The sequence below is a fragment of the Clavibacter sp. GW821-FHT01D01 genome (assembly GCF_059422605.1).
The window spans coordinates 74107-93350 of record NZ_JBWKXC010000005.1 but is presented as its reverse complement, the minus strand read 5'-3'; the positions used below and the strand labels follow the sequence as shown (position 1 = coordinate 93350).

The window sequence follows — 19244 nt, the reverse complement described above, 5'->3', positions numbered from 1 at the left end:
CATCGGCCCGGCTCAGCGCGCCGAGCGGAGCACGCGCGTGAGGTCGCGGACGGACGTGGACGGCAGGTACGCGCGGGTCAGCGCGAGGCCCACCGCGGGCAGGAGCGTCGCGTCCGGGTAGGCCATGATCAGCGGCACGAGCTCCGGCTGGAACTTGCGCTTGAACTCCAGCAGCGAGCGGAAGCCGTACACGGGCTCGAGCGAGTCGGCGAGGAACTCCAGGATCCGCTCGACCGCGCCCTCCTGCCGCTCCCCGCCCTCCTCGGCGGCCGTGCCGCCCCGCGGCGCGGTCGCGCGGGTCTGCGCGAGCGGCGCCGCGGAGAGGCTCATGAACTCGATGCCGTCCTCCTTCATCCGGACGGCCGAGCGCGCGATGAGGAACTCCATCACGCCGTTGATCCCGTCCGGCCGGCGGCGCATGAAGTCCAGGGTCCAGCCGACCACGACGTCGTCGCGCCAGGTGGGCAGCCAGCTCGTGGCGGCCTGCACGCGGTCGTCGGCGTCGACGGCGAGCATGAGCCGGACGGCGGGATCCCGCAGCTCCTCCACGCCGCCCAGGGTGAAGCCCATCTCGGGCAGCTCCTTCTCGGCCACCCACTCCTCGGACATCTGCTCGATCTGGCTCGCCCAGGCGATCGGCAGCTCCGCCCACGTGGTCCACTCGGCCCGGATCCCCGCCCGGTCGGCGCGGTTGATGGACGTGCGCACGTCCTGCCACCTCTTGCCCGTGGTCTGCCACGTGCCCGGGCGCACCACCGTCTCCTCCGCCACGACGAGGGTCTCCCAGCCCATGTCGCGGAACAGCGGCGACATCGACGCGGGCACGCTGTAGAACACGGGCGTCCAGCCGTTGTCGTCGGCGAAGCGCGCGAACTGGCCGAGCACGTCGCGGAGCGCGGCGTCGTCGTCGGGCGGCCCGAGCGGCGCGGCCGTGGTGATCGCCACGCTGCCGACCACGCGGTACGCGACCACCGTCCGGCCGTCCGCGGCGATCCAGTACGAGTTGCCCGGCCAGGTCGCCATGTGGGACAGCGACCCGACGGCTCCCCGGCGGAGCGCCGGGCGCACGAGCGCCTGCGCCCGCGGGACCGACGCGATCCGCACGTCCGCGATGGCGCGGAGGCCGGCGACGACGAGGATGACCCAGAACGCCGGCCCGACGCCGCGGTAGACGAGGTCGGTGAGGGGGTCGGTCGGCAGGAAGTCGAGCGACTCGCCCCGGAGGAACGACGCCGGGATGAAGCGGTCGGGGGCCTCGGCCAGGAGGTCCCGGAGGTCGACCGTGCGCGTGAAGCCGTCCGAGAGCGCCAGCCCGACGGCCACGAAGAGCGCCATGAGCCCGGCGAGGGCCGCCCCCGTCGTCACGAGGAAGCGGCGGATGGCGGGGGCCGTGGACAGGATCGTGAAGTGCCGCCGGAGGAGCACCAGCACGATCGCGCTCCCCAGCGGCAGCAGGACGGACGCGACGAGCGCGGCCACCGCCTCGGGGTGCGCGGAGGGCGAGGCCGACAGCCGCGGCGACACCATGTCGCGGTGCACGAGCATCCCGAACGCGTAGGCCGCGAGGACCGCGAGGAGCAGGTTGACGCTCACGGCGAGCCACACCGCGAAGCGGCGGCCCCGCGCGAGCCCGTAGGCCGCCACGAGGAGGGCGAGCAGCGGCGCCACCGACAGCAGGACGGGGCCGATGCCCCCGCCGATGCGCGCCAGCATGATCTCCTGCAGGCAGTCGTGCGTGAAGTCGCTCGAGAGGCACCGGGTGGAGATCGCGTCGCCGGGATCGCGGTCGTCGACGAACAGCAGCGCGATGGGCGCGAGCGGGCCGTAGCGGCTGCGCGACAGGAGCGCGATGACCGGGCCGGTGCCGAGGATCGCCACGACGGCGGCGAGCATGACGCGCACCTCATGGTGCGAGCTGCGCTGCCAGAGCGCGCCGCCCGCCGGACGGTGCACGACCGCCCCGAGGACCCCGCCGACGAGGATGGCGAGGAGGCGGTAGAGGTCCGACGGCTGCCCCGAGTAGAGCAGGAAGACGAGCACGACGACGACGAGCACCACGCGGATCCGCCGACGCCAGAGGACGCCGGCCCACGCGCTCGAGAGGGCGAGGACGCCCGCGACCGCGGTGAGGGGATCCGCCGTGGCGATGCCGCGGACGCCGTGGGACCAGAGCTCGCCGTCGACGAGGCCCAGAGCCTGCACGGCGATGCCGAGGAGCGAGCCCACGGTGCCCGTGAGGACGAAGCCGAGGAGGGTCCGCCACGCGCCCATGAGCCGCTCGGCGACGCCCACGAGCACGAGGATCGCGACGAGCGAGACGACCAGCTCGACGGGGCCGTCGGTGAGGAAGGCGGCGGTCGCCGTGGTCCACCAGTGGCCCCGCTCGACGACGGGGACGTAGCCGGTGGCGAGCTGGTGGTGCACCGTCCGCCGCCAGTCGTCGGACACCGCGGGCAGCACCGCGAGGGCCAGCACGACGCCGGCCAGCGCGAGCGCGACGGGCTGCGCGAGCAGCCGCGAGCCGAGCGCCCGGGCGGCGCCGGTCACCGTGGGTCCGCCGCGACGCGCGCTCATCGGGCGATCCCGAGCCGCTGGCCGAGCTCGGGCAGCGCGTCCTGGGCGCACCACTGCACGGTGCCCCAGTCGTGCGCGGTCCCCGGCGACGTGGTGAGGCGCGTGGTCATGCCCGCCGCGCGCGCCGCGGCCTCGACCTGCTCCACCTGGGGGCGGTACTGCTCGTCGTCCTCGCCGACGCAGAAGTAGCCGGCCATGTCGGAGTACGGGGCCCGGGACGCCATGATCGCCGCGGGCGCCGCCGCCGCGTACTGCGCCTCCGACCCCCCGAACGCGACCGCGACGGTGTCGTCGCCGATGGTCGGGGCCGTCTCCCCCGACACGTCCACGATCGAGCCGAACAGCTCGGGATGCGCGGAGCCGAGCTGGGTCGAGCACGTGCCGCCCTGCGAGAAGCCCATGATCGACCACGCGCTCCGGTCGGGCAGCACGCGCAGGTGCGTCCGGATCCACTCCGGCACGTCCACCGTGAGGTAGGTGGCGGAGTCCCCGAGCGGCGAGTCGACGCACATGGGGTTCTGGTCGGGGGCGCCGAGCTGGTCCGGCACCACCACGATGGGCGCGAGGCCGTGGTGCACCGCGGCGTAGGCGTCCATGATCCGGTCGAGCCGGCCGGAGGCGAAGAGGTCGATCGGGGATCCCGGCTGGCCGGACATGGCGATCACGACGGGCAGGGCGGGAGCGTCGTCCACGAGTGCGGCGGGCGGCAGGTACACGAGCGCGTCGCGCGCGGCGAAGCCCGACCGCGTGGCGGGGATCGTCGTCAACCCCAGGCGACCGCGCGCCGGCAGCGTGCCCGCCGCCGTCCAGGCGTCCTCGATCGGTCCGTCCGCAGCCGGGGCGGCGCCGCCCGGGCTGGGCAGGGCCGCGAGGTCGAGCGGCAGCACGCGCGTCAGGCCGAACGCGGCGGCCACGTTGGGGTACTGCTCGATGTCGGCGTTGATGCCCACGGCCGCGGCGAGGACCACCAGCGGGACGAGCAGGACGCCGAGCGCCGTGTGCAGCGCGCGCAGGGAGCGGGACGCCGGTCGCGTGCCCCCGACCCCCGTGACGCTGCGTCGGCCGCGGGCGAGGGCGATCACGGCGAGCCCCAGCCCCATGCCGCCGAGCGCGGTCCACCCCCGGGTGCCCGTGGAGAGCACCACGTCGAAGAGGTCGAGGACGTCCCCGAGGACGAAGGCGAGCGCGAGGCCGGCGAGCGCCCCGAGTCCCGCGGCGAGGGCGGTCTCGGCGAGGGCGCGCCGCGGATCGGCCGGCCGTGCCCCGCGCAGCCGGCGGGCCCGCATCGCGACGAGGGCGAGGAGCACGAGGAGGAGGACCGGCGCGAGCGCCGCCACGGTGACGGTGGCCGGGGAGATGAGCGGCAGGTCGGCGAGATCGTGGAGCACGGGGGTCCTCTGGTGCGGGAGCGAAGGCGTTCGAACTTAGCCCACGACCCCCCGGGGAACGCCGCGCGTCCGCCGTGCGGCTAGCCCTGCGGCTGCGTGCCCGTGAGCCGGTGCTCGAAGGCGAAGACCACGAGCTGCACGCGGTCCCGCAGGCTGAGCTTGGCGAGGATGCGGCTGACGTGCGTCTTGACCGTCGCCTCGCTGAGGAACTCGGCCTGGGCGATCTCGGCGTTGCTCAGCCCGCGCGCGGCGAGGACGAAGATCTCCCGCTCCCGGGAGGTGAGCGCGGCGAACGCGGGCGGCGCGACGCGGGGCGCGGAGCCCGGGTCGAAGTGCTCGAGCAGCTGGCGGGTCGCCGAGGCGGCGATGACCGAGTTGCCGGCGTGCACGGTGCGGATCGCTGCCAGCAGGAACTCGGGGTCGGCGTCCTTGAGCACGAACCCGCTGGCCCCGGCGCGGATGGCCCGCGCGGCGCTCTCGTCGAGGTCGAAGGTGGTCAGCACGAGCACGCGGGGCGGGCGGTCGCCGCGCGCGTCGGCGGCACGGAGCACCTCCGCCGTCGCCTGGATGCCGTCCATCACGGGCATGCGGATGTCCATGAGGATCACATCCGGCCGCTCGGCGCGCGCGAGCTCCACCGCCTCCTGGCCGTTGGCCGCCTCGCCGGCGAACTCGAGGTCGGGCTGCGAGGAGATGAGCATGCGGACGCCCGTGCGGAACAGGGCCTGGTCGTCGACCAGGGCGACGCGGATGGGGGGCATGGGCGGGAAGGGTCCTTCGATCGGCGGTGCGGGTGGGAGGGTCAGGATCCGGCGGGCCGGTCGTCACGCGCTCGGCGTGCCGCGGAGGCGGCCCCGCGGGCGGCGGCGGTGCGATGCGGGCTGACGGGCACCCCGGGCGTGGCGGTGCCTGCGGCGGCCGCCTCCGGCGGGAAGAGCTCGTCGAGCGTGAGGGGCCGGCCGGGGGCGTCGGCGCCCGTGCCGACGGACGCGCCGGGGACGGGCACGCGGGGCACGGGGCGGGTGGCGGGCGCGAACGGGATCCACGCGGAGACGGTCCACACGCCCTCGCGCACGCCCGCCGAGAAGCGGCCGCCGGAGAGCGTCGCGCGCTCGCGCATGCCGGCGAGGCCGTGCCCCACGGGCGGCGCGGGCGTGACCGGCGCGGGCGGCAGGACGGGCAGGGCGATGATGCCGGTGGTCGTGCGCGCGGGGCGCACGGGGTCCGGGAGCGTACGGCTGCGGACCGCGACCGAGACGCCGTCGGGTGCCCACGCGAGCTCGACCTCCACGGGGTGGCCGACGTCGCCGTGGCGCAGCACGTTGGTCAGCGCCTCCTGCACGATCCGGTACACGGCCAGCTGCTGGCCCGTGCCGAACTCGCCCGGGCGGCCGGTCTCGACGAACCCGATCGTGAGGCCGGTGGAGCGCATCTGGTCGATGAGGTCGCTGAGCTCCTTGAGCTCGGGCTGCGGGGTGTCGTCCTCGCTGTGGCGCAGCTGCGCCAGGAGGATCCGCACGTCGCCGAGCGCCTGGCGGGCGGTGGTGGAGATGGTGCGGAGCGCCTGGTCGGCGGCCTCCGGATCCACCTGCCGCGCGTACCGGGCGCCGTCCGCCTGCGCGATCACGACGGCGAGCGAGTGGGCGACGACGTCGTGCATGTCGCGGGCGATGCGGTTGCGCTCCTGCTCCACCACGACGTCGTGGAGCGCGCGGGCCTGGTCGCGCTCGGCGGCGGCCTGCGCGTCCCGGCTCGCGTGCGAGGCCCGGGACGCGACGACGAGACGGCCGGCCGTCCAGGAGGCGAGGAGGACGCTCCACGCGCACAGCAGCAGGAACAGCCACAGCGTGGCGAACGCCGTCCACTCCCCCGTCCCGAGGGCGGCGCTGCCGACGGGCACGCGACCCGCGGCGTACGAGAGGTAGGACGCCGCGACGACGCCGCCGACGATGGCCGAGGTGAGGCCCAGCGCACGCACGACCCGGCCGCCGTACGCCGCCGTGCAGTAGACGACGCCCGCGATGGCGAGGTCGCCGGGCTCCACGCCGGCGCCCGCGCCCATCTGGATGACGGCGCCCGCCCAGGCGACCGCGAGCGACGCCCCGGGCGAGACGCGGCGGAGCGCCAGCGCCGCCCCCATGACGAGCACGAGGACGAGCGAGACCTCGGAGGTCGCGAACGCGAAGACGCCGAGGGCGCTGGCGGCGGTGACGCCGACGGAACCGGGTGCGAGCAGGGCCACGAACGCCGCCGCGAGCGCGACGTCCAGGACGAGCTGGTACCTGGGGATCCGTCGGAGCATGCGACCACCGTACGTGCCGGGCGGGCGCGCCAGGCCTCCGCGGGCCGAGGATCCCCGCGGAGGCGCTCCCATCTCATCCGCGGGATGTACGCCCGCCGCGTCGCCCGGGCCGACCGTGCCCGCCCGGCGGCTCAGAAGCCGAGTCGGCCGAGCAGCTTCGCGTCGCGCTGCCAGTCCTTCGCGATCTTGACCCGCAGCGAGAGGAACACGCGCTTCCCGACGAGCGGCTCGATCTGCGCACGCGCCACCTGGCCGACGTGCTTCAGCCGCGAGCCCTGGGCGCCGATGACGATGCCCTTCTGGCTGTCGCGCTCGACGAAGAGGTTCGCGTAGATCTCGAGGAGCTCCTTGTCCTCCCGCTCGATCATGTCGTCGATCGTGACGGCGAGCGAGTGCGGCAGCTCGTCCTGCACGCCCTCGAGCGCGGCCTCGCGGATGAGCTCGGAGATGCGGGCCTCGAGCCCCTCCTCGGTGACCGCGTCGGACGGGTAGAGCTGCTCGGAGACGGGGAGCGCCTTCAGGAGCTCGCCCACGAGCGCGTCCAGCTGGATCGCCTCGACGGCCGACACGGGGACGATCGCGTCCCACTCGCGCAGCTCCTGCACGGCGAGCAGCTGCTCCGCGACGGCGTGGCGCGACGCGGAGTCGGTCTTGGTGACGATGGCGACCTTGCGCGCCCGGGGGTACTCGTCGAGCTGCTCGTTGATGAAGCGGTCGCCCGGGCCGATCCGCTCGTCGGCGGGGATGCACAGCCCGATGACGTCGACGTCGCCCAGCGTCGTCTGCACGAGCGCGTTCAGCCGCTCGCCGAGCAGCGTGCGCGGGCGGTGGATGCCGGGCGTGTCCACGAGGATGAGCTGCCCGTCGGGCCGGTGCACGATCCCGCGGATGGCCTTCCGCGTGGTCTGCGGCTTGGAGCTCGTGATGGCCACCTTCTCGCCCACGAGCGCGTTGGTGAGCGTCGACTTGCCGACGTTCGGGCGGCCGACGAACGAGACGAACCCGGCGCGGTAGGCGGGGGCGCCGCCGCGGGGCTTCCGCCTCGTTCGGGCGGGCTCGGCGTCGCGGTCGATCCCCCACGCCTCGTCGGACAGGGGCGCCGGCTCGGCGGGCACCGTGTCCTCGGCGGGCACGGAGCCGGCCGGGTCGTCGTCGCGGGGATCAGTCATGGTCGTGTCCTCTGCTGGCGGCGGCGCCCGCGGGGGCCGCCTCGTGGTCGTCGGATGCGTCGGCCGCGCGGTCGCGCTCGACGAGGATCGTGCTGATGCGCGTGCGGCGTCCCTCGACCCGGTCGGCCGTGAGGACCAGCCCGCCGACGTGCACCACGGACCCGCGCTCCGGCAGGCGCCCGAGCGTCTTCGCGAGGAGCCCCCCGGCGCTGTCCACGTCGTCGTCGTCGAGCTCCAGCCCGAACAGGTCGCCCAGCTCGTCGATGGGGAGCCGGGCGCTCACACGGTACACGCCGTCCCCCAGGTCCTCGTACTCGGGCACGTCGCGGTCGTACTCGTCGCTGATGTCGCCCACCAGCTCCTCGATGAGGTCCTCGAGCGTCACGAGCCCGGCGATGCCGCCGTACTCGTCCACCACCATCGCGAGGTGGTTGGACTCCAGCTGCATCTGGCGGAGCAGCGCGTCCGCCTTCTGCGACTCGGGGACGAACACCGCGGGCCGCGCCAGCTGGTCGACGGTGGTGCGCTCCGCCTCCTGGGGCCTCTCGTGGACCATCCGCGCGAGGTCGCGGAGGTACAGCACGCCCTCGATCTCGTCCGAGTCGCGGCCCGTCACAGGCGCCCGCGAGATGCCGCGGGACAGGAAGAGGCCGAGCGCGCTGCCCACGTGGACGGTCTGCTCGACGACGACCATGTCGGTGCGCGGGATCATGACCTCGCGCACCACCGTGTCGTTGAACTCGAAGATCGAGTGGATGAGCTCGCGGTCGTCCTCCTCGAGCACCTCGAGCTCCGTGGCCTCGTCGACCATGCTGAGCAGCTGCTCCTCGCTCGTGAAGGTCGCGACCGTCTTCGGGCGGCCCGGCGTGACCCGGTTGCCGAGCGCCACGAGGGCGTCCGCGACCGGGCCGATGGAGACCCGGATCCCGCGCACGAGGAGCGCGGTCGCGGCGAGCAGCGGACGCGCGTGCACCCGGCCGACCGAGCGCGGGCTCGCGCCCACGAGCACGAAGGAGACGGCCGTCATGATGGCGGCGGCCACGAGCAGCGTGATCCACCACTCGGAGATCGTGTACGCGAGCGCCAGCGTGACGAGGACCGCGGCGCTCGTCTCGGCGACGATGCGGACGAAGCTGAGCGAGTTGACGTAGGCGCCCGTGTCCGTCGAGATGGCCAGCATCGACCGCCGGGCCCGGGAGGTGAGCGCGAGCTCCTGGATGTCGGCGCGGGACAGCGAGGAGATGGCGGACTCGGCGGCGGCGAACAGCCCGCCGAGGACGACGAGGAGGAAGGCGGGGAGGAGGAGGGCGAGCATCGGCGGTCGGGTCAGCGACCGCGCTCGCTCATGGCGAACCCGATCAGGATGTCGCGCTGGAGCCCGAACATCTCGCGCTCCTCGTCGGGCTCGGCGTGGTCGAAGCCGAGCAGGTGGAGGATGCCGTGCGCGGTGAGCAGCAGGATCTCCTCGAGCGTCGAGTGACCGGCGGTCACGGCCTGCTCGGCGGCGACCTGCGGGCACACGACGATGTCGCCGAGGAGCCCGGCGGGCGTCGGTCGGTCCTCGGTGCCCGGACGCAGCTCGTCCATGGGGAAGCTCAGCACGTCGGTGGGGCCCGGCTCGTCCATCCACTGGACGTGCAGCTGCTCCATCGCGCCCTCGTCCACCATCACGATGGCGAGCTCCGCGTCGGGGTGCACGTGCAGGGTGTCGAGCGCGTACGTGGCGAGGCGCTGGATGGTCCGCTCGTCCACCTCGATCGCCGACTCGTTGTTGATCTCGATGCTCATCGGGTGCTCCCAGGGGCGGTGCGGCGCTCGGCGCGCAGGTGGTCGGCGGCCTGGCGCTCCGCGTCGTAGCGCGTGTACGCGTCCACGATGCGGCCGACCAGGGTGTGCCGCACGACGTCGTCGCTCGTGAGGCGGGAGAAGTGGATGTCGTCCATCCCGTCGAGCACGCGCGTCACGAGCTGCAGGCCGCTGGAGCCCGTCGGCAGGTCGACCTGCGTGATGTCGCCCGTGACCACCATCTTCGAGCCGAAGCCGAGGCGGGTGAGGAACATCTTCATCTGCTCGGGCGTGGTGTTCTGCGCCTCGTCGAGCACGACGAACGCGTTGTTGAGGGTGCGCCCGCGCATGTACGCGAGCGGCGCGACCTCGATGGTGTTGGACGCCATGAGCTTCGGCACGAGCTCGGGGTCCATCATCTCGTTGAGCGCGTCGAACAGGGGCCGGAGGTACGGGTCGATCTTGTCGGTGAGGGAACCCGGCAGGTAGCCCAGGCGCTCGCCGGCCTCCACGGCGGGACGCGTGAGGATGATCCGCTCGACCTCCTTGCGCTGCAGCGCCTGGACGGCCTTGGCCATCGCGAGGTAGGTCTTGCCGGTGCCGGCGGGGCCGATGCCGAACACGATCGTGTTCTCGTCGATCGCCTGCACGTACTGCTTCTGTCCCTGCGTCTTGGGCCGGACGGTGCGGCCGCGCGACTGCACGATGGCCTCGCTCAGCACGTCGGACAGGGTCCGCGCGTCGTCCTCGCCGAGCCGTCGGGCGCTCGTCTCGATCTCCTGGGGTTCCACGTGCTGTCCGTCCTCCACCATCGCCACGACCTCGTCGATGAGCCGGCGGGCGGACGCCACGCCCGCCCGGGTGCCGACGAGCGTGATCTCGTTCCCGCGGACCCGGACGTCGACGTCCGGGTGCTCGCGCTCGATCTGCCGGAGCAGCCGGTCCTGCGGCCCGAGGAGGCGCACCATGAGCACGCCGTCCATCGTCGCCGTCTGCTCGACGCGGTCCTCCGCGTCCGCGGACGCGCCGCCCCGCGGGTCAGAGCCCGACATGGTCCTCCGAGCCGCCGAAGCCGCCCATCACGTGCGCGTGCACGTGGAAGACGGTCTGCCCCGCGTCGGCGCCCGTGTTGAACACGAGCCGGAACTGCCCGCCGACGCGCTCGGCCGCGACGCGCGACGCGACCTCGACGACCTCCGCGAGGAGCCCCGGGTCGCCCGCGGCGAGCTCCACGACGTCGCGGTAGGCGCCCGACTTGGGCACGACGAGGACGTGCACGGGGGCCTTCGGCGCGATGTCCTCGAAGGCGATCACGCGGTCGGTCTCCGCGACGATCTCGGCCGGGATCTCGCGCGCGGCGATGCGCTCGAAGACGGTGGGCTCGGGGGCTGTGGTCATGCGCCCAGCCTACGCGCGACCCGCGGCGTCACCAGCGACCGAGGGCGGCGTTGACGAGCGCGAGCGCCGCCGGACCGGCCGTGGAGGTGCGCAGGATGCCGGAGCCGAGTGCGACGGGCATCGCCCCGGCGGCCCGGAGCGCCTCGACCTCGGCCGGGCTGATGCCGCCCTCGGGCCCCACCACGAGGAGCACGTCGGTCGGGGCGCCGCCGTCGGCCGTCGTCAGGTCGAGCCCGGACAGCCGGGCTCCCGCCGTCGGGTCGAGCACGAGCACGCGGGCGGTCGCGGCCCTCCGCACGAGGTCCCCCGTCGTCGCGAGCGGCTCCACCTCGGGCACGCGCGGTCGGATGGACTGCTTGACCGCCTCGCGGACGATGGCGCGCCATCGGTCCCGGCCCTTGGCGACCTTCGCGCCCTCCCACCGGGAGACGGAGCGCTGCGCCTGCCATGGGATGACCGCGTCCACGCCGAGCTCGGTCGCCGCCTGGACGGCGAGCTCGTCACGGTCGCCCTTGGCGAGCGCCTGCACGAGCACGACGCGCGGGGTCGGCTCCGGGTGCACCTCGACCGAGTCCACCCGGAGCTCGAGGCGCTGCGGCTCCACCGCCGCGACGGTGCCGGCGGCGATGGTGCCGCGGCCGTCCCCGACGAGGATGCCCTCGCCGGCGCGGACGCGGCTCACGGTCACGGCGTGCCGGGCCTCCTGGCCGGCGAGCACGATGAGGCGGCCGACCGCGAGGTCCGACGCGCCGATGTCGTCGGCCAGGTAGAAGTGCGCCACGGTCAGACGTTGAGGAAGCGGTCGCGGAGCTTCTGGAAGAGGCCCTGCTGGAAGTGCGCGAGGTGCGGCGCGGGCGCCTTGTTGCGCTTCGCGAACTGCTGGATGAGGTCGCGCTCCTTGTGGTCGAGCTTCTGGGGCGTGACCACCTGGATGCCGATCTTCAGGTCGCCGCGCCCGGAGCCGCGGAGCTTCGTGACCCCGCGGCCGCGGACCGTGATGATCTCCGCGCTCTGGATGCCGGGTCGCAGCTCGAGGTCCACGGCGCCGTCGAGCGCCTCGATGTGCGCGTCGCTGCCGAGGATGGCGTCGACCATGCTCACCTCGACCGTGGCGAGGAGGTCGTCGCCGTTGCGGCTGAACACCTCGTGGTGCTTGACCTTGATCTCGAGGTAGAGGTCGCCGTTCGGGCCGCCCGCCGGGCCGACCTCGCCGGAGCCCGGCATCTGCAGGCGGAGGCCGGTGTCGACGCCGGCCGGGATGTCCACCGGCACGGTGCGGCGCGCGCGGACGCGGCCCTGTCCCTGGCAGGTGGGGCACGGGTGCGAGATGACGGTGCCGTAGCCCCGGCAGGTGCCGCAGGGGCTCGACGTCATGACGTTGCCGAGGAGGGACCGCACCTGGCGCTGGATGCTGCCCGACCCGCGGCAGATGTCGCACGTGACGGCGCTCGTGCCGGGCTGCGCGCACGAGCCCTGGCAGGTGTCGCAGACCACGGCCGTGTCGACCTCGAGGTCGCGGTGCACGCCGAAGATGACCTCGTCGAGCTCGACCTCCACGCGCAGCAGCGCGTCCTGGCCCCGCTCCTGCCGGGAGCGCGGACCCCGTCCGCCGCCGCCCTGCTGGCCGCCGAAGAAGGTCTCGAAGATGTCCCCGAAGCCGCCGAAGCCCTGGCCGCCGCCGCCGAAGCCGGCCTGCGGGCCGAGGTCGTACTGCTGGCGCTGCTGCGGATCCGACAGCACGTCGTAGGCGTGCGTGACGAGCTTGAAGCGCTCGGCCGCGTCGGGGGCGTCGTTGACGTCCGGGTGGAGCTGGCGCGCCTGCTTGCGGTACGCCTTCTTGATCTCCTCTGGCGTCGCCTCGCGGCTCACGCCGAGTACTTCGTAGTGGTCAGCCACGTGGGGCCCTTCGGTGGTGATGGTCGTGGGGAACAGGGGCGGTGCGCCGGCGTGCGGACGTCACCGCTCCTCGAGCAGGCGCGAGAGGTAGCGCGCGACCGCGCGCACCGACGCCATGTTGGTGGAGTAGTCCATGCGGGTCGGCCCCAGCACGCCGAGGCGCGCGAGAACGCCGCCGGAGGAGCTGTAGCCGCTGGTGAGCACGCTGGTCTCGCCGAGGCCGAACGGCGCGTTCTCGCGGCCGATGCTCACGGAGACGCCGTGCTGGTCGGCCTCCATCTCGCCGAGCAGGCGCAGCAGCACCACCTGCTCCTCGATGGCCTCGAGGACGGGCGAGATGCTGCCGGGGAAGTCCCGCTCGGTGCGGGCCAGGTTCGCGGACCCGGCGAGCAGCAGCCGCTCCTGCCGGTTGGCGAGCACCTGCTCCACGAGGGTGCCGGCGAGGACCGACGCGGCCGCGCGCTGGTCGGGCTCCACCTCGTCGGAGAGCGTCTCCAGCCGCGTCGCCGCCTCCGCGAGCCCGAGGCCGCCCACGGCCTGGTTGATGCGCGTGCGCATCACCGCGAGGAAGGCGTCGTCCGGGTCGCCCGCGAGCTCGACGACGCGCTGCTCGACGCGGCCGGTGTCCGTGATGAGCACCGTGAGCACGCGGGTCGCGGAGAGCGCCACGAGCTCGACGTGCTTGACGTGGCTGGTGGCGAGCGACGGGTACTGCACGAGCGCGACCTGGTTGGTGAGCTGCGCGAGGAGGCGCACGGTGCGCGCGAGCACGTCGTCGAGGTCGACGGACTGGCCGAGGAAGACGTGGATCGCCTGCCGCTGCGCCGGCGTGAGCGGACGCACGTCCGCGAGCTGGTCGACGAAGAGGCGGTAGCCCTTGTCGGTGGGGACACGGCCCGACGACGTGTGCGGCGCCGCGATCAGCTCCTCCTCCTCGAGGAGTGCCATGTCGTTGCGGATGGTGGCGGCCGAGACGCCGAAGGCATGGCGCTCCACGATGGACTTGGAGCCCACGGGCTCGCGCGAGGACACGTAGTCCTGCACGATCACCCGGAGGACGTCGAGCCCGCGTTCCGAGACCATGGCGGCTCCCTCCTGGCACTCGTCGGTTCTGACTGCCAATCGTACCGCCTGGATCCGCGTGCCCGGCATTGCCGGTCGCGCGTCGACGGCGGTACCGTGAGGAGGCCAGGTCCTGCCCGGCCCATCCACGATCCACCGCGATCCGCCGGCCGTCCGGCGGACGCGCGCACCGAGAGGCACCCGGCGATGACCGCACCCGACCCGCACCCCTACGGCGCTCCCGCCCCGCTCACCCCGAGCGAGGACCGGCTGTGGGCGTCGCTCACGCACTTCCTCGCGATCCTCGTCGTGCCGTCCTTCATCGTGTGGCTCGTGTTCCGCGAGCGCGGCCGCTTCACCGACCAGGAGGGCAAGGAGGCGACCAACTGGACCATCAACGTGGTCGGCGCGCTCGTCATCCTCAACGTCCTCCAGGCGATCTTCGTGGTCATCCCGATCCTCGGCATCCTCATCAGCGTGCTGCTGGGCCTCGTGATCTTCGCGGTGGTCGTCGTCAACATCGTCTTCGCGATCATCGGCGGCGTCCGCGTCCAGAGCGGCCGTCCGTACCGCTACCCGCTCAACATCCGGTGGATCAAGTAGGCGGTCGCCGATGAGCGCGAGGATCCGGCACGTCGCCATCGACTGCCGCGACCCGCACGCGCTCTCCCTGTTCTGGGCCGGCGTGACCGGCTTCGCGGAGGACCCCGACGAGCCCAACCGACCCGGCGAGGACGCGGCCTGGCTCGGCGACGCCGTCTCGGGCCTCGGCATCATCCTGCAGCGCTCCGACGCGCCGAAGACCGCCAAGAACCGCGTGCACCTGGACCTCGCGCCCGACGACCGGACGCGCGACGAGGAGGTCGAGCGCGTGATCGCGCTCGGCGCCGCGCTCGTCGCCGACCGCCGGAACGCCGACGGCAGCGGCTGGGTGGTGCTCGCCGACCCCGAGGGCAACGAGTTCTGCGTGGAGCGGAGCGACCTGGAGCGCGAGTCCGGCGACGAGGTCGGCGCGGTCGTCCTCTGAGCCGAGCCGACGGACGGCGGACCGGCCGTGGGACCGGCGCGCCGCCCGCTCAGTCCTCGAGGAGCCGCCGCACGACGGCGTCGGCCAGCAGGCGCCCCGGCAGGGTCAGGACCAGCGTGCCCGCGAGCGCGGCACGGGGGTCCACGAGCCCGTCGGCGATGAGTCCCGCGACCTGACGACGGCCCTCGGCGGTGAGCGTGGGGATCGCGAGCCCGTCCCGGATGCGGGCGCCGAGGAGGACGCGCTCCACCTCGCGCGTCGCGTCGTCGAGCGACTCGCGGCCGGCGCCCGGCGAGGCGCCCGCGAGCACGCGGTCCGCGTACGCGGCCGGGTGCTTCACGTTCCACCAGCGCACGCCGCCGACGTGGCTGTGCGCGCCCGGGCCGACGCCCCACCAGTCGTGCCCCTGCCAGTAGGCCAGGTTGTGCCGGCTGCGGCGGCCATCGCGGGCCCAGTTGCTGACCTCGTACCACTCGTACCCGGCCTCGCCGAGCATCCGGTCGGCGAGCTCGTACATGTCCGCCTGCAGGTCCTCGTCGGGCTCCGGCACCTCGCCGCGCCGGATCTGGCGGGCGAGCTTCGTGCCCGGCTCGACGATGAGCGCGTAGGCGGAGAGGTGGTCGGGCTCCTGGGCGATCGCCTGCTCGAGCGAGGCGCGCCAGTCGTCGAGGGTCTCCCCCGGCGTCCCGTAGATGAGGTCGAGGCTCACCTCGAGGCCGGCGGCTCGGGCACCGCGCACCACCGGCGCGATGCGGGCGGGGTCGTGGGTGCGCTCGAGCGTCGCCAGCACGCGCGGCACGGCCGACTGCATGCCGAAGGACACGCGCGTGAACCCGCCCGCCGCGAGGGCGGCGAGGTAGGCGTCGTCGACGCTGTCGGGGTTCGCCTCGGTGGTGACCTCGGCGCCGTCGGCGAGGCCCCAGGTCTCCCGCACCGCGTCGAGCATGCGGACGAGGTCGTCGACGGGCAGGAGCGTCGGCGTGCCGCCGCCGAGGAACACGGTGGAGGCGCGACGCGCGGGGACGCCGGACTCCCGGAGCGCGGATCCGGCGAAGCGCACCTCCTGCACGGCCTGCGACGCGTAGTCGGACTGCTTCACGCCGCGGAGCTCGGGTGCGGTGTACGTGTTGAAGTCGCAGTAGCCGCAGCGCACGCGGCAGAAGGGGACGTGCAGGTACACGCCGAAGGCGCGCGCGTCCGCGCTGTCGGCCGCGGAGGCGGGCAGGAGCCCGTCGGCGGGGGCGGGATCGGCGAGGGGCAGGGCGGACGGCATCCGTCCATCATCCCCCGGCCCGGGCCCGCCCCGGTCCGCGGCCGTCCGGTCGGGCGCCGCCGCTCCGGCAGGATGGGGGCATGACCGACGCCCCCGCTCCCCGGCCGCTGCACGTCCTCTGGGACGTCGACGGCACCCTGCTCCTCAACAGCCCGCGCTCCGGGAGCATGTACCACCGCGCCATCGAGCGGGCGGCCGGCGAGACCCTCGAGGACCGCACCGTGCACGCGCACGGCAAGACGGACGGGCAGATCATCTGGGAGACCCTCGCGGTCTACGGGCTGCCCGAGACCCTGCACCCGGCGGTGCGCGGGCACCTCGAGGAGATGTCGCGCGTCGAGCACTACGGCCCGGGCCGACGCGAGGTGCCGGTCGGCGTGCCGCGCCTCGTCGCCGACGTCGCTGCGCGCGGCTGGACCAACGCGCTCCTGACCGGCAACTCGCCGCTGCGGGCGCGGTACAAGCTCGACGGGGCGGGCCTGGACGTCGACCTCTTCGACTGGGATGCGTCGTTCTTCGGCCACGAGGCGCGGATCCGCAGCGACCTCACCCGCCGCGCGGCGGAGGCGCTCGCGGGCGGGCGCGTCGTGATCATCGGCGACACCCCCGCCGACGGCGTGGCCGCCGAGGTCGCGGGCTTCCCCTTCGTCGCCGTCGCCACCGGCGCGTACGGCGTGGAGGCGCTCCGCCTGCCGGACGCCCACGCCGCGCTCGTGGTCCCGGACCTCGCGGTCGGCCACGACGACGTCATGGCGTACCTGGACGGGCTCGCGGCGAGCTGACGCGCGCGAGCCGCCGTGGGTCAGGCGGAGGCGACCGCCGGGTGCAGCGCGCGCAGGTAGCGGCGCATGAAGACGCCCTGCAGGACGCGCAGGACGGGACTCACGAGCCGCAGCGGCCACGTGGCCGGCCGGGAGAAGACGCGGAGGGTGAGCCAGACGCTGCCGTCGGGCTCGCGGGAGACGAGGAACGCCTCCTCCCCGCTGAAGGGATGGCCGTGCACGGTGCCGTACGCGAAGCCGACGCGGTCGGTCTCCTGCACGGTGTAGACGACGCGGACGGGCGCCTCGGGGTGGAACGGCCCGAAGGGCATGCGCAGGACCGCGGACGTGCCCGACGTGATCCAGGCGGTGCCGTCGTCGCCGTACAGCGTCTCCCGCGGGCGGTCGACGGGCACCTGGGGGGCGCCCTCGGCGTCGAACTCGAGCCCGGCGTAGCCCGGGTCGTCCGGGACCTCCTGCTCGATGCGCGTGACGTCGATCCCGGCTCCACGCTGCACGCCCCACGTCATGAGGAGGGCGACGGCCTGCTCGAAGCGCTCGTCGCCGCTGCCGAGCCGCGCGCTCGCCGCGGCGGGACGGTAGCCCTCGGGCGGGTAGGTCATCAGGTCGGCGGCCTGGGTGCCGCCGACGGAGCCGTACGTGACGGCGGTCGCGGTGTAGGTGCTGCGGCGCATGGCATCAGACTACGGCGTGGTCCTGCGAGCGGCCCGCGGTCTCCTAGCACGCGCGCTGCCGCTCTGTCATCCTCCGTCCGGATCCGGTTCCTCATCCCTCGGCGGCGCCCCGCGGATGACATTCCGGCGCGTGATGAATCCGTGATCAGGATCCCATTCGCGGGCCTTCCTGCACCGATACGGTGAGCCCAATCCGATGCACGGGACGGCCCCTCCGCCGTCCCCCGCTCCGTCGGTACTCCGCCTCCGACTCCGAGGAAGCCATGCGCCCGCCCGCCCGTCCCACCCGCCCCCTGCTGTCCGCCGCCGCCGTGGCGGCACTGTCCCTCGCCCTGGTCGCCGGCGGCATGCCCGCGCACGCCGCCGGCGCTCCCGATGCCACGACAGCCGACGTCCCGGCCCCGTTCCTCGAGGCAGCCGTCCCCGAGGCGACTCCCGTCGAGCCGGTCGTCGCCGAGGGGCCCGCCGCCGCCCCGACGCCGAGCGTCGCGGACATCGCCGTGCCCGCGCCCGTCGTGCTGACCCCGGCCGAGGGCGACGAGCAGGTCGAGGGCGCGACCACCTTCTCCGGCACGGGCCTCCCCGGGGCGACCGTCGACGTCTCGGTGTTCGCGGCGGGACTCCGCGACGTCGCAGGCGATGCCGCGGACTTCCTGCACTACTCGGCGCTGGTCGGCGCCGACGGACGCTGGAGCACGATCGAGACCCTCCCCGTCGGGTTCTGGGCGTACAAGGCGGACCAGTCACTCGGCGAGCAGGCGGCGTCCACGAGCGGGAACGCAGCCTTCACGATCTTCCCGGCCGCACCCCGCATCACCGCCCCCTCAGCCGACGCGCGTGTCGAGGGGCGGCTTCACGTGGCGGGGACCGGGGCCGCGGGAACGCGTACCGTGGTCTCGATCGCCGGGGACGACGAGCCGATCACGGCGACCGTCCCGGTCGGGGCCGACGGCTCATGGTCGACGGAGGTCGTCGTCGCGGCTGGCGCGTACGAGGTGACGGCCATCGCGTCGCACCCGCTGCCCTACGAGCGGGAGGAGCGGTACATCCACTCGGCACCGGCCCGGGCGATCCCCGTCACGGTCACCCGGGCCGCCCAGGCCGTCCGCCCGACCCTCCTCACCCCCGGGGACGGCGACAGCCAGCTCGAAGGCCCGACGACGTTCACCGGCAGGGGCGAGCCCTCGACCGGCATCACGGTGCTCCTCTACGCCGAGGGCGACCGCGACTACCCCAGTGACTCCGGCATCTTCCCCCTCGCCGAGACCGTGGTCGCCATGGACGGGACGTGGAGCGTCACGGCGGAGGCGCCCATCGGCATCTGGGTGGTCCTCGTGGAGCAGGGCCAGTCGGGGATCGGGCCGGTCAGCGCGGAGCAGCCCGTCCTCACGATCGTGCCGCCGGCTCCGGTGATCACGCGGCCGACGACCGACGCACGGGTCGAGGGGGAGGTCCAGCTCGCCGGGATCGGGACCGCCGGTTCGGCGGTCCTCCTCACGCTCACCCGTGGGACGGCCACCCGGGAGCTGACCGCCGACGTGCGCGCGGACGGCACCTGGTCCGTAGCTGCGGACATCCCCTCGGGGCGCTGGACCGTCTCCGCCGTGGGCTCGCACCTCCTGCCGTACGAGCGCAGCGAGCGGTACCTCCGCTCCGCCGCGTCCCCGACCGTCGCGTTCCAGGTGAGCGGCGGGACCGTCGTCACCGCGGCGCACCGCACCGCGCTGCCGACGACCGGCGCCGACCCGCTGCCGCTCCTCGCGCTCACGGGATCCCTCCTCGCGGCGGGGATCGCACTCCTCGTGCTCCCCGCGATCCGTCGCCGCGGTCGGGGTCCCGGCTCCGCATGGGTCAGGTGAGCGCCCCGCTCGGGTGACCGGACACGACGCGGCCCCCCCCCCCCCCGGCCAGGGG

At 74.3% G+C, this 19244-nt stretch carries 18 protein-coding genes; 4 read left to right on the top strand and 14 right to left on the bottom strand.

Annotated elements, in window-relative coordinates:
- Positions 1-12: 12 nt before the first annotated feature.
- The 12 genes from AC07VC_RS08725 to hrcA all read right to left on the bottom strand — a co-directional run bounded on the left by AC07VC_RS08725 (position 13) and on the right by hrcA (position 13595).
- A complete protein-coding gene (locus tag AC07VC_RS08725; RefSeq protein WP_494675790.1) occupies positions 13-2574 on the bottom strand; it encodes a bifunctional lysylphosphatidylglycerol flippase/synthetase MprF in 2562 nt (853 codons plus the stop codon).
- Positions 2571-3962 (bottom strand): alpha/beta hydrolase, encoded by a 1392-nt coding sequence (locus AC07VC_RS08720; protein WP_494675789.1) that lies wholly within the window; start codon positions 3960-3962, stop codon positions 2571-2573. The genes AC07VC_RS08725 and AC07VC_RS08720 overlap by 4 nt, the downstream gene beginning before the upstream one ends.
- A gap of 80 nt (positions 3963-4042) precedes the next feature.
- On the bottom strand, positions 4043-4723 hold the full coding sequence (locus AC07VC_RS08715; RefSeq protein WP_317230554.1) for a response regulator: 681 nt from the start codon (positions 4721-4723) through the stop codon (positions 4043-4045).
- A gap of 41 nt (positions 4724-4764) precedes the next feature.
- Positions 4765-6264, bottom strand: coding sequence for a sensor histidine kinase (locus tag AC07VC_RS08710; RefSeq protein WP_494675788.1), 1500 nt, complete (start codon positions 6262-6264; stop codon positions 4765-4767).
- A gap of 131 nt (positions 6265-6395) precedes the next feature.
- A complete protein-coding gene (era, locus tag AC07VC_RS08705; protein ID WP_494675787.1) occupies positions 6396-7433 on the bottom strand; it encodes a GTPase Era in 1038 nt (345 codons plus the stop codon).
- A complete protein-coding gene (locus AC07VC_RS08700) occupies positions 7426-8748 on the bottom strand; it encodes a hemolysin family protein (protein ID WP_494675786.1) in 1323 nt (440 codons plus the stop codon). Before AC07VC_RS08700 ends, era begins: the two co-directional genes overlap by 8 nt.
- A gap of 11 nt (positions 8749-8759) precedes the next feature.
- Positions 8760-9221, bottom strand: a complete 462-nt coding sequence (ybeY, locus tag AC07VC_RS08695; RefSeq protein ID WP_494675785.1) for an rRNA maturation RNase YbeY — start codon at positions 9219-9221, stop codon at positions 8760-8762.
- Positions 9218-10270: a PhoH family protein gene (locus tag AC07VC_RS08690; protein WP_317229873.1), complete on the bottom strand. Its 1053-nt coding sequence runs from the start codon at positions 10268-10270 to the stop codon at positions 9218-9220. The genes ybeY and AC07VC_RS08690 overlap by 4 nt, the downstream gene beginning before the upstream one ends.
- On the bottom strand, positions 10257-10616 hold the full coding sequence (locus AC07VC_RS08685) for a histidine triad nucleotide-binding protein (RefSeq protein WP_317229872.1): 360 nt from the start codon (positions 10614-10616) through the stop codon (positions 10257-10259). Before AC07VC_RS08685 ends, AC07VC_RS08690 begins: the two co-directional genes overlap by 14 nt.
- A gap of 28 nt (positions 10617-10644) precedes the next feature.
- Entirely contained in the window at positions 10645-11397 is a 753-nt protein-coding gene (locus tag AC07VC_RS08680; protein WP_317229871.1) for a 16S rRNA (uracil(1498)-N(3))-methyltransferase, read from the bottom strand.
- A gap of 2 nt (positions 11398-11399) precedes the next feature.
- A complete protein-coding gene (dnaJ, locus tag AC07VC_RS08675; protein ID WP_494675784.1) occupies positions 11400-12512 on the bottom strand; it encodes a molecular chaperone DnaJ in 1113 nt (370 codons plus the stop codon).
- Between the two features lie 60 nt (positions 12513-12572).
- Positions 12573-13595, bottom strand: a complete 1023-nt coding sequence (gene hrcA / locus AC07VC_RS08670; protein WP_317229870.1) for a heat-inducible transcriptional repressor HrcA — start codon at positions 13593-13595, stop codon at positions 12573-12575.
- 186 nt (positions 13596-13781) lie between these two features.
- Here hrcA and AC07VC_RS08665 point away from each other — a divergent pair, with 186 nt between their 5' ends.
- Both AC07VC_RS08665 and AC07VC_RS08660 read left to right on the top strand, forming a co-directional pair.
- Positions 13782-14177, top strand: a complete 396-nt coding sequence (locus AC07VC_RS08665; protein WP_094115774.1) for a DUF4870 domain-containing protein — start codon at positions 13782-13784, stop codon at positions 14175-14177.
- A gap of 10 nt (positions 14178-14187) precedes the next feature.
- Positions 14188-14601, top strand: coding sequence for a VOC family protein (locus AC07VC_RS08660; RefSeq protein ID WP_494675783.1), 414 nt, complete (start codon positions 14188-14190; stop codon positions 14599-14601).
- Between the two features lie 49 nt (positions 14602-14650).
- Here the strand turns inward: AC07VC_RS08660 and hemW are convergent, their stop codons facing one another.
- Positions 14651-15874 carry a radical SAM family heme chaperone HemW gene (hemW, locus tag AC07VC_RS08655; RefSeq protein ID WP_494675782.1) on the bottom strand — a complete coding sequence of 408 codons (1224 nt, stop codon included), beginning with the start codon at positions 15872-15874 and terminating at the stop codon, positions 14651-14653.
- A gap of 80 nt (positions 15875-15954) precedes the next feature.
- Between hemW and AC07VC_RS08650 the strand changes: the two genes are divergently transcribed.
- Positions 15955-16656, top strand: a complete 702-nt coding sequence (locus tag AC07VC_RS08650) for an HAD family hydrolase (RefSeq protein ID WP_494675781.1) — start codon at positions 15955-15957, stop codon at positions 16654-16656.
- Positions 16657-16676: 20 nt separating this feature from the next.
- On the opposite strand, the gene AC07VC_RS08645 is transcribed toward AC07VC_RS08650, so the two are convergent.
- Positions 16677-17330, bottom strand: coding sequence for a DUF1990 domain-containing protein (locus AC07VC_RS08645; RefSeq protein ID WP_494675780.1), 654 nt, complete (start codon positions 17328-17330; stop codon positions 16677-16679).
- 263 nt (positions 17331-17593) lie between these two features.
- Between AC07VC_RS08645 and AC07VC_RS08640 the strand changes: the two genes are divergently transcribed.
- On the top strand, positions 17594-19189 hold the full coding sequence (locus tag AC07VC_RS08640) for a hypothetical protein (RefSeq protein WP_494675779.1): 1596 nt from the start codon (positions 17594-17596) through the stop codon (positions 19187-19189).
- Positions 19190-19244: the final 55 nt, after the last annotated feature.

Bases quoted from the DNA above. Each gene is read 5' to 3' on its own strand.
- AC07VC_RS08725 (WP_494675790.1), bottom strand. From the start codon at position 2,574: ATGAGCGCGCGTCGCGGCGGACCCACGGTGACCGGCGCCGCCCGGGCG.
- AC07VC_RS08645 (WP_494675780.1), bottom strand. From the start codon at position 17,330: ATGCGCCGCAGCACCTACACCGCGACCGCCGTCACGTACGGCTCCGTC.
- AC07VC_RS08650 (WP_494675781.1), top strand. From the start codon at position 15,955: ATGACCGACGCCCCCGCTCCCCGGCCGCTGCACGTCCTCTGGGACGTC.
- hemW (WP_494675782.1), bottom strand. From the start codon at position 15,874: ATGCCGTCCGCCCTGCCCCTCGCCGATCCCGCCCCCGCCGACGGGCTC.
- hrcA (WP_317229870.1), bottom strand. From the start codon at position 13,595: ATGGTCTCGGAACGCGGGCTCGACGTCCTCCGGGTGATCGTGCAGGAC.
- ybeY (WP_494675785.1), bottom strand. From the start codon at position 9,221: ATGAGCATCGAGATCAACAACGAGTCGGCGATCGAGGTGGACGAGCGG.
- era (WP_494675787.1), bottom strand. From the start codon at position 7,433: ATGACTGATCCCCGCGACGACGACCCGGCCGGCTCCGTGCCCGCCGAG.
- AC07VC_RS08660 (WP_494675783.1), top strand. From the start codon at position 14,188: ATGAGCGCGAGGATCCGGCACGTCGCCATCGACTGCCGCGACCCGCAC.
- AC07VC_RS08700 (WP_494675786.1), bottom strand. From the start codon at position 8,748: ATGCTCGCCCTCCTCCTCCCCGCCTTCCTCCTCGTCGTCCTCGGCGGG.
- AC07VC_RS08665 (WP_094115774.1), top strand. From the start codon at position 13,782: ATGACCGCACCCGACCCGCACCCCTACGGCGCTCCCGCCCCGCTCACC.
- AC07VC_RS08715 (WP_317230554.1), bottom strand. From the start codon at position 4,723: ATGCCCCCCATCCGCGTCGCCCTGGTCGACGACCAGGCCCTGTTCCGC.
- AC07VC_RS08640 (WP_494675779.1), top strand. From the start codon at position 17,594: ATGCGCCCGCCCGCCCGTCCCACCCGCCCCCTGCTGTCCGCCGCCGCC.
- AC07VC_RS08710 (WP_494675788.1), bottom strand. From the start codon at position 6,264: ATGCTCCGACGGATCCCCAGGTACCAGCTCGTCCTGGACGTCGCGCTC.
- AC07VC_RS08685 (WP_317229872.1), bottom strand. From the start codon at position 10,616: ATGACCACAGCCCCCGAGCCCACCGTCTTCGAGCGCATCGCCGCGCGC.
- AC07VC_RS08690 (WP_317229873.1), bottom strand. From the start codon at position 10,270: ATGTCGGGCTCTGACCCGCGGGGCGGCGCGTCCGCGGACGCGGAGGAC.